General features: G+C 65.1%; 8 protein-coding genes and 1 riboswitch. Of the genes, 3 read left to right on the forward strand and 5 right to left on the reverse strand.

Annotation, left to right across the window (positions count from 1 at the left end):
- Positions 1-31: 31 nt before the first annotated feature.
- The 4 genes from ACLFKU_RS09185 to ACLFKU_RS09200 form a co-directional block, all read right to left on the reverse strand.
- Positions 32-2,134 (reverse strand): FUSC family protein, encoded by a 2,103-nt coding sequence (locus tag ACLFKU_RS09185; RefSeq protein ID WP_368584080.1) that lies wholly within the window; start codon positions 2,132-2,134, stop codon positions 32-34.
- Positions 2,135-2,140: 6 nt separating this feature from the next.
- On the reverse strand, positions 2,141-2,761 hold the full coding sequence (locus ACLFKU_RS09190) for a MarR family winged helix-turn-helix transcriptional regulator (RefSeq protein ID WP_410848841.1): 621 nt from the start codon (positions 2,759-2,761) through the stop codon (positions 2,141-2,143).
- 85 nt (positions 2,762-2,846) lie between these two features.
- Complete coding sequence (locus ACLFKU_RS09195; protein WP_410848842.1) at positions 2,847-4,505, reverse strand: ATP-binding protein; 1,659 nt, start codon at positions 4,503-4,505, stop codon at positions 2,847-2,849.
- A gap of 3 nt (positions 4,506-4,508) precedes the next feature.
- Entirely contained in the window at positions 4,509-6,026 is a 1,518-nt protein-coding gene (locus ACLFKU_RS09200; protein WP_410848843.1) for an ATPase domain-containing protein, read from the reverse strand.
- A gap of 196 nt (positions 6,027-6,222) precedes the next feature.
- Here ACLFKU_RS09200 and ACLFKU_RS09205 point away from each other — a divergent pair, with 196 nt between their 5' ends.
- The gene (locus ACLFKU_RS09205) at positions 6,223-6,663 is read left to right on the forward strand and encodes a hypothetical protein (RefSeq protein ID WP_368584076.1); all 441 of its coding nucleotides are present in this window, start codon (positions 6,223-6,225) and stop codon (positions 6,661-6,663) included.
- A 13-nt stretch (positions 6,664-6,676) separates the two neighbouring features.
- Here ACLFKU_RS09205 and ACLFKU_RS09210 read toward each other — a convergent pair whose 3' ends face one another.
- Positions 6,677-7,297 (reverse strand): histidine phosphatase family protein, encoded by a 621-nt coding sequence (locus ACLFKU_RS09210; RefSeq protein WP_410848844.1) that lies wholly within the window; start codon positions 7,295-7,297, stop codon positions 6,677-6,679.
- A gap of 77 nt (positions 7,298-7,374) precedes the next feature.
- A riboswitch (cobalamin riboswitch) is annotated at positions 7,375-7,530 on the forward strand.
- Between the two features lie 40 nt (positions 7,531-7,570).
- On the opposite strand from ACLFKU_RS09210, the gene ACLFKU_RS09215 reads away from it, so the two are divergent.
- Together ACLFKU_RS09215 and ACLFKU_RS09220 are read left to right on the forward strand one after the other, a co-directional pair.
- Positions 7,571-7,792 carry a CbtB domain-containing protein gene (locus tag ACLFKU_RS09215; protein ID WP_013093044.1) on the forward strand — a complete coding sequence of 74 codons (222 nt, stop codon included), beginning with the start codon at positions 7,571-7,573 and terminating at the stop codon, positions 7,790-7,792.
- An 11-nt stretch (positions 7,793-7,803) separates the two neighbouring features.
- Complete coding sequence (locus ACLFKU_RS09220; RefSeq protein WP_368584073.1) at positions 7,804-8,544, forward strand: CbtA family protein; 741 nt, start codon at positions 7,804-7,806, stop codon at positions 8,542-8,544.
- Positions 8,545-9,141 lie beyond the last annotated feature (597 nt).

Here is a 9,141-nt window from a genome sequence, read left to right on the forward strand (position 1 = left end):
GGGTACGAACGGTGGCGCAAGAATGGGTACATCACGCGGCGGCCTCCGGTTCGGTCGGCGTTGGTTTCGTGAGGGTCGCCGGAAACAGCGAAAGACGCAAGCCGACCAGCGCGTGCAGCGCATCGCGCAACTGGCGCGCGGAGGTTGGCGAGGTCTCGGTCGGCGCCGCGGCGTTGGCCAGCCCCTGCGCGGTGACACGCGCGACGGCCACGTCGATCAACGACATCAGGCTGTCCGGTACCGGCTCGCGGTGGCGTCGCGCGACGCAGCTTTCGTAGTATGCACGCACTCCATCCAGCACATGCTCGATCGCGCCGGCCGCTTCGCCGCCGAGCTTGCGGGTGAGGCGGCGCAAATCGAGCGCGTTGAATGCGATGCGCAGATCGCGGAAGCTCTCGATCGACGGATGGCGTTGGTCGTCGGTGGCAGCAAGGCGCGGGATCAATTGCATCAGCCGGTCGAGCATGCGCGCCGCGAGGTTGCGCGGATCTTCGATCGGCCGCGTCGATGCGGTCAGCGCGACGTCGGCCCAGCTCGAGCGCAACAGGCGCGCCGCGGCGAGCTCGGCGCCGAACGGGCGCGTCACGCGGGTCCACAGGTATGCATAGAGCAGGCCGGAGAGGCCCGCGAGGTTGGCGTTCAGGAACGTCAGGAAGTTCGCGTCGTAAGCGTCCTGAATGCTGATGAAGGTGGCCGTGTTCACCGCGACCAGCACCGTCACCATGTTGAACTGCGGGCGCGGAATCAGCGTGCCGACCAGAATGAACGGCGCGGCGAACAGGATCACCAGCATCGCGAAGTCGTGTACCTGCGGCAGCACGACGAACAGATAGAGGCCCGCGGCCACGACGGCGACGCCAGTCGCGACGAAGAAGCGGAACATGAACGGCGCGGGTTCGTCGAGCGCGGCGAAGAAGCAGCAGGCGACCGCCGCCAGCGTGACCGCGCTCGCGCCGTCGTTCCAGCCCGAGCCGATCCACAGCGCGCACGCGAGCACCACGGCCGCGCCCGCCGACAGGGTCGCGAACAGCATCATGCCGCGATCGTAGAAGCGCTCGGTGCCGCCGAGCCGCCAGTGACGGAAATGCGGCCGCCACGAACCTTCCTCGCGGGTGATGATGATGCGCAGCGAGCGGCAGTCCTGCCACACGTCGATCACTTGCCCCAGCCGCCACAGCGCATTCGACAGCAGCGCGCCGTCCCAATGCGCGAGCGCGGCGGCGGGCGGGCGCATTGCGGCGATGCGCGCGCGCAGCGCGTTGGCGGTTTCGTCCGCGTGATAGCCCTCGCTCGGCTCGGGCAGCGGTTGGTTGAACCACTTGATGACGTCGTCGATCAGCGTCTGCAGCCCTTCGGGCCAATGTTGCGGGCCGTTGTTGTAGAGCGCGAGCAGCGGATCGGCGAGCGACGACATGATAGGCAGCAGCAACTGCATGCGGCCGCGCAGTTCATGCGCGCGCGCGAGCACGTCGGGCCGCGTGTGGTCGTAGGCGAGCTGGCTCAGCAGCAGTTCGAGACCGTTGATCGTGCTCGCGAGCCGTTGCCGCGCGCCGGAAATCGCCGAGCTTGCGATGCGGCCCGATAGCGTTTCGGTCGCGTAGAACGCGGCGTCGCGAAACCATGCGTCGGTGCGCTCGATGATCGTCGGCGCCAGTCGGCTCGGAAACACCGCGCTGCCGACGATGCTCGCGCAGACGATGCCGAGAATGATCTCCTCGGTCCGGCTCACGGCGAGATCGAACACGCCGGTCGGATTCGTCACCGATGGCAGCGCGATGATCGGCATCGTATAGGCGGCCAGCATGAACACGTAGCTGCGCGCGGTGCGGTCCGCTACCGCGAGGTACAGCATCGTGCAGGTCCACGCTGCGACGATCACGCTGAACAGGTACGGCGATTCGACGAACGGCGGCACCAGCAGGACCGCGCCAGACGCGCCGAGCGCAGTGCCCAGCGCACGATAGATCGCCTTCGAGCGGGTCGCGCCGACGAACGGGTTCGACACGATATAGACGGTGGCCATCGCCCAGTACGGACGCGGCAGTTCGAACGCGAGGCCGATGTAGAGCGCGAGCATGGCCGCGGCGAACGTCTTGATTGAGAACAGCCAGTCGCGGAGAGTGGGATAGACCATGAGCCGTTACGCGGAATCGGCGTTGTGCGGCGCGCTGGCTCGCGCCCCGCGCCTGGTGGACTTGCGCGCCTTCACGGTGCCGCGGGATTTGCCGGCCGTTTTGGCCGCGCTTTTGCCGCTCGTCCGTTTGACCTTGCCGGCAAGCGGCTCGCCTTTGGCCGGCTCGGGCTCGCCGCCGCCCGGTTCGGCGCGTGCGGCGGCATCGGTCGTGAATGCGTCGAGCACGCGCAGCGCGGCTTCGAGATCGTCGCGCGATACGCCTTTGAGCGCCTGCGCGCGCAGCGTGACCAGCTCCTCTTCCATCTTCGCGGTGACGGCGCGGCCTTCGTCGGTCAGGACGACGGTCTTCGCGCGGCGGTCTTCGGGGTCTTCGTCACGGCGCATCAGGCCGGCCGCGCACAGCTGGTCGAGCAGCCGCACGAGCGATGGCCCCTCGATGCCGATGTGATCGGCGAGCGTGACCTGACGCACCGCCGAGCCGAGCCGGCTTGCGGTCAGAAGCGGTGTCGCGCACGCTTCGGAGACGTTGAAGGCCGCGAGCACACCGTGACTCGTGCGCCGCCACTTTCTGGCGGCGACGACCAGCGTGCTGCTGACGGTGCGGCGCAAGGCATCGAGATTCGACATGGCCGGTATTGTATTTCCAAAATATTCGTTAGCAAACTATTGATTTTGGAAATCGTGGCCGAACCGGAGGAGTCTGCGGCGCGAATCACGCAACCAGCCCGATCCGCACCGTGCGCGCCAGGTCGTCGAGCTGGAACGGCTTGCGCAGGATCGTGCAATGCTTGACTGCGAGATCGGAGATGTTGACGTCCGCATAACCGGTCGCGAGGATCACCGGCAGATCGGCACGAAGCTTGCGCGCCGCGGCGATCACGTCGATGCCGTTCATGCCCGGCATCGCGAAGTCGACCATCAGCAGATCGGGATGATCGTCGACGAGGCGGTCAAGGCCGGCCTGGCCGTCGGCGGCCTCGGTCACCGTATAGCCGAGCATGCGCAATGATTCAACGAGCATCGCGCGCACCTCGTTGTCGTCCTCGACGACGAGCACGTGCTTGTCGCCGGCCGCGTTCGCTTCCGCGTCGGACTCCGCTTCGTTGTGCGCGACCACCCGCTCGCGCATCGGCAGCCAGATCTGCACCGTGGTGCCGCTGCCTTCTTCGCTGAAGATGCGCGCAGTGCCGCCCGCCTGCCTCGCGATGCCATACACCTGGCTCAGGCCGAGCCCCGTGCCCTTGCCGACAGGCTTGGTCGTGAAGAACGGATCGAACACGCGCGACACGACGTCGGGCGGAATGCCTTCTCCGGTATCAGTGACTTCGATCACGACGTAGCGGCCTTGCTTCAGCGTCTGGTCGGGCGCATCGCGCTGGGTCACGCGAATGTCGAGGCGGCCGCCATCCGGCATCGCGTCGCGCGCGTTGATCGCGAGATTGAGCACCGCGAGCTCGAGCTGATTCGCGTCGGCGCGGGTCCACATTTCATTGCGCTCGAAGTCGTTGCCGTAGCGGATGCTCGATCCGAGCGACACCGCGATGATGTCGCGCATGCCTTGCAGCAGCGCGACCACGTCGATCGCTTTCAGATTCGGGTTGCTGTTGCGGGAGAAGGTCAGCAGCTGGCCGGTCAGTTTCGCGCCGCGCTCGGTCGCGCGCTTGACGGTGGCGGCCATGCCGCGCAGGCGTTCGTCGCCGCTCACGCGCGCGATCAGTTCCGCGTTCACCATGATCACGTTGAGCAGATTGTTGAAGTCGTGCGCGATGCCGCCGGTCAGCTGGCCGAGCGCCTCCATCTTCTGCGATTGCACGAGCACGGCCTGCACCTTCGCGCGTTCGTGGATCTCGGCCATCAGCCGGTCGTTGGCCGACGCGAGTTCGTGCGTGCGCGCGGCGATGCGGCTTTCCAGCGAATCGTTCAGCTGCTCCAGCGCGTCCTGTGCCTCGATGCGCTCGGCAAGCAGCCGTCGCGATTCATATTGCCGCCCGCGGGCCCGCAACGACGACGCGACCGCGCGCCGCAAGGTTTCCGAATTGAGCGGACGCTCGAGCACGACGACGTTGCCGAGCCGTTCGAGCACTTCGAGCCCGCGCGTGGAGCGATGGCCGATGCTGCGCGCGGCGAGCAGGATGAACGGGAAGTCGGACCATGCGGGCTGCCGTTCGAGCCAAGCAAAGAGGCCCGAGCCGTGGCCGTTCGCGAGCGCTTCCTCGGTGAGCAGCGCGGTGCCGGCTCCGGCGTCGAGCTCGCTGGTGAGCGCGTCGGCGTCGTCGCAGGTCACGCACGCGCGTGCGTCGTTGTGCAACACAGCGGCGATCACTTCGGCGTCGCGGCCGAACGGTGCGAGGATGAGGACACGCTGCTCCATCGCTTACTGTCCCGATGTATCGATCAGATTGTTCGCCGCGCCGAGCATCGCGGTGCCGCCGCGATACGAGGGCAGGCCCGACAACACGCCCTCGAAATCACGCAGCGCTTCGCCGATCTCGACGCCTGCGGTGCCGAGGCGGAACTGGCGGATCGTGCGTTCATGATCGTTCGCGCGGCTCTTGACGGCGGTTACCGCGGTCAGCACTTCGCCGTGATGCTCGAAGTAGCGGAACAGCACGACCACGTCGCTCAGATAACTGATGTCGACCTCGGTCTGCACCTCGCCGATGATGCCGTGCTGCCCGAGCACGAGCATCGTGACCACGCCCTGCTGATTCAGATAGCCGAGTAGCTCATGCATGTGCAGCAGCAGGAAGCGCTCGCCGGGTATCGCCTGCAGATAGGCGTTCAGGCTGTCGACCGCGACATAGCACACACCTTCGTTTTCGACCGCGTTGCGCACGTCGCTCGACAGCTCGCCCGGCGAGATTTCCGCGGGATCGATCTGGCGCAAAGTCAGCAGACCGCTGTCGACATGCGGTGCGAGGTCCATGCCGAGCGACGCGCAGCGCGTGACCAGGGTGCTGAGCGTTTCGTCGAACACGTAGTACGCGCAGCGCTCGCCGCGTTCGAGCGCGGCAAGCAGGCACGACACGACGGTGGTGGTTTTGCCGACCCCCGACGGGCCGATGATCAGCGAATTGGTGCCTGGAACGAGGCCGCCGCCGAGCAGCGCGTCGAGGCCGGGCGTGCCGGTGCTCATCGGGCTCGTGCCGAATTCGCGGTGATGCTCGGCGGCGACCAGGCGCGGATAGACGCGCAGACCGCCGGTGTTCAGCGTGAAGTCGTGATAGCCCTCGCGGAACTTGATGCCGCGCATCTTCGCGATGCGCAGACGGCGGCGGTTGCCGCCGTAATCGTGGGAAATGTTGTCAAGGCTGATCACGCCGTGCACGATGCTGTGAAGCTGAATGCCGGAGGCGCTGGCCGACGTGTCGTCGAGCAGCAGCACCGTGCATGCGCGTGTCGAGAAATGGTGCTTGAGCGCGAGAATTTGCCGGCGGTAGCGCAACGGGTTCTCCGCCAGCAGCCGCAGTTCGGACAGGCTGTCGAGCACGACGCGCGCGGGTTTCAGTTCGTCGACGTGTTCGATCACGTTGCGCACGCTTTCGCCGAGTTCGACTTCGGCCGGGTGCAGCACGCTCTGTTCGTATTGTGGTTCGAGCCCTTCTTCGGGCAGCTGTTCGAGTATCTTGAAGCGGCTCAGATCCCAGCCGTGGCTCGCGCCGATCGCGAGCAGTTCGGCACGGGTTTCGGACAGCGTGACGTAAAGACCGGTCTGCCCTTCGTCGAGGCCCTTGAGTAAGAATTGCAACGCCAGGGTGGTTTTACCCGTGCCTGGCTCACCCTCTACGAGGTACATGCGGTTCGGCGTGAGACCACCGCCGAGGATGTCGTCGATTCCTGCGATGCCCGACGATAAGCGGGCGGGGGTGGGGGCGGCGGTGGTGGTCGACATGATGGTTGCAATGACGTCGGCAGTGGCTTTGATCGGAAGCGGCGTGATGTTGCGGCCGGTATGGCGCCACGCAATTTGTGTGCCGTCCTGCGCGGCCTGCGTGCCGGGGGCTCGCGCGAATGGGCATGAAGCGTGCTGTTGAAGGTGGCTCGCTGCGAGCTTTTTTCAGCAGCACTCTGGAAGCTTCACGCACAACATGAAAGCCTATCGACCCTCCGCTATCGCGCTTACCGCGGCATCGCTCGTTGCGCTGCTGCCGGCCGGCGCATCCGCCGACGATAGCCCCAGACCTTGCGGCGCGCTCAAACGGATCGTCGCCGCGGCGCCCGACGGCTTCACCTCGCTGACGCCCGACGACGGCAAAGGCGTCGCGCAACCCTATGGCGACGACGCGCAATGTTCGGCCGCGCATCGTAGTTTCCAGTGCACGTGGACGCCGCATCAGGCGACGGGCTCGAACGCGGATGCATTGGAAGCGGTCGCGGCCGACATCGCGTCGTGCCTGCCCGATGCAACCCACGATCAGAATTCGCCGGGACGTCAGCACTTTTATCTCGGCGCGAAGAATCGACGCACCGAAATCACGCTGACGCCCGAGGGGTCGAACCGGTTGCGGCTCGTGGTGTCGGGCAGGTAAGCGGCGGTTCCGTTCAGGCGGTGGCGGCCGGCCACCATGACCAGCCGCGTCGCGAGTGGCGTAATTCGACGACCGACAGCGGCGCGATCTCGATGTGACAGAACACGGTTGGCGACGCGCCGAGGGCATGCACGATTGCCGCTCGCAGAAGCGTTGCGTGAGTGATCGCGATGATGGTCCGACCGTGCGCAGAGGCCGCGAAGCCTGCTTCGTTGACCGCGTTGCATGAGTGTGCGTCTGCCTGTTGCGCGTCGAGCCACTCTCCGACCCGCCGCATGAGTCGATCGAACGATTCACCGCCGGGCGGCGCAGCGTCGGGCTCGCGTGTCCAGGCCGCGAGTTCGCGGGGGGCTTCGTCGGCAATATCCGCGAGGCGCTGGCCGCGCCATTTGCCGTAGTCGATATCCGCCAATGCGTCGGCAGGCGTGGCGCTCAGACCGAGCGCGGCGGACGTTTGGCGCGCGCTTGCGGCGGGACTGGTGAACACGGCGGCGTCGGCGGGAAGCGCGAGACGGGCGCGCGCCGCTTCGGCTTCGGCGCGGCCGCGCGCGTCGAGCGGATCGTCGGCGGGGAAGCGGCCCGCGCGCTGTGCGGCCGTTGCCGCATGGCTCACCAGTAACAGTCGCGTATCCATTCTTTGCGTTGGCGCCTCATTCGCACTTGCCTGCATGGCTTCATCGGCTCGCGGCGGGCGTTGCGCGTTGCGAGGTAGCCTTCGTCGTCGCGGAAGCCGCAGTTTAGCGCGTAGAATACCGACACTGCGAAGCACGGAAGCCGGTGAGAGCCCGGCGCGGTCGCGCCACTGTAATCGGCCTTGCAATCCACAAGAGCCGAAAGCCAGACCTGAGCTTCGCATCATTCTTCCGCAATCGACTATCGGGGCGCGTTACCCCAGGAGATGTCCATCATGACCGAAGCTGTTTTCGATCGCGCCGCGCAACCGGCGGCCCAGCCTACTCCCATTCCTTTGCGCGAACTGCTGCCGTGGGTCGTGTTCGGCGGCTTGCTGCTGTTGCTCGCGCTTTACTTCGTTGGTGCGGAACAGGGCGCGACATCGCTCGTGCCCGGCATGTACGTGCATGAGTTCGTGCACGACGGCCGCCATCTGCTTGGCTTTCCCTGCCACTAACGGAGTTCGACATGGTAGGTAAATTGTTGGTGCGCGGGATGCTCGCGGGCATCGTCGCGGGCTTGCTCACGTTCGCGTTCGCGCGAATCGTCGGCGAACCACAGGTCGAGCAGGCCATTTCGCTCGAAGAAAAAGCGGCCACCGCGCGCGGCGAGGCGCCCGAGCCCGAAATCGTGAGCCGTGAGACGCAGGCTGGCCTCGGCCTGCTGACTGGCGTGGTCACGTATGGTGCGGCATTCGGCGGTCTGTTCTCGCTGGTGTTTGCTTATTCATATGGACGCACGGGTACCTCGAGCGTGCGCGCGCTGTCCGCGTGGCTCGCGCTTGGCGCGTTCATTGCCCTCGTGGTCGTGCCGAATATCAAGTATCCGGCCAATCCGCCGTCGGTCGGTGATCCGGACACGATCGGCACGCGCACGGGCCTGTTCTTTCTGATGATCGCGATTTCGCTCACGACGATGGTGTTTTCGCTGAAGGTGCGGCGCCGCGCGGCGGCGAAGCTGGGTGCATGGAACGGCTCGATCGTCGCGGGACTCGTATTCGTCGTGATCATCGCGGCCGTACAACTGTCGATGCCGGTCATCAATGAAGTACCGGCCACGTTCCCGGCCGTGCTGCTGTGGAAGTTCCGCGTCGCGGCGATCGGCATGCAGGTGGTCATGTGGACGACGATCGGGTTGTTGTTCGGCGCGATGGTCGAGCGCAGTGCTTTTATGCGAACGAATGCGCGGGTGACGATGAAGTCCGCCTGAATGGGACCGTGACGCGTGGCCGCGCAAGCGGCCACGCTTCGCGCGCAATGCGCGAGAATGATTTTGGATCAAGTACTTGGCGTGGTTGTGGAGCGGTTATCCACAGCCTTGCGAACATTTTCTGTGGAAAAGCTGCTTAACGGCTTTTCGCAACTCCACTCGACGCGGCTCCCAGTGAATCCAATTGGACGCCTAACTAATTCCATCTTGTGCGTGGCGCTGCTTAATTTTTGAGCTCTTCAACTTTTTAAAATAATTTGTGAGAAGGGTATTGACGTGTTGTCGACCGCTCTCCATAATCTCGTTTCTCTGCTGCAGACGCAGCGACGCAAACGAAGCGGTGCCGGGTAGTGGTGGTTCAGGCGCGGCGGGTTGGGCGGATCGATCTTTAAAAACTAACAGCCGATAAGTGTGGGCGCTTGATGCGGAATGCGGCGGCGGATTCTTCTGGATCTGCTGCAAGGCAAAAAGTATCAGAAAGCCTCACACAGTATTAGAGGAAGGTTTATCTGTCGAAAGACGGATTGATCATCGTCAGTACGTTGAGTGAGCGACCGGTTTCTGACGAAACCGAAAACAGTAACAGGTTTGAACTGA

Source organism: Paraburkholderia sp. EG304, from assembly GCF_046543485.1.
Taxonomy (GTDB): domain Bacteria; phylum Pseudomonadota; class Gammaproteobacteria; order Burkholderiales; family Burkholderiaceae; genus Paraburkholderia; species Paraburkholderia youngii.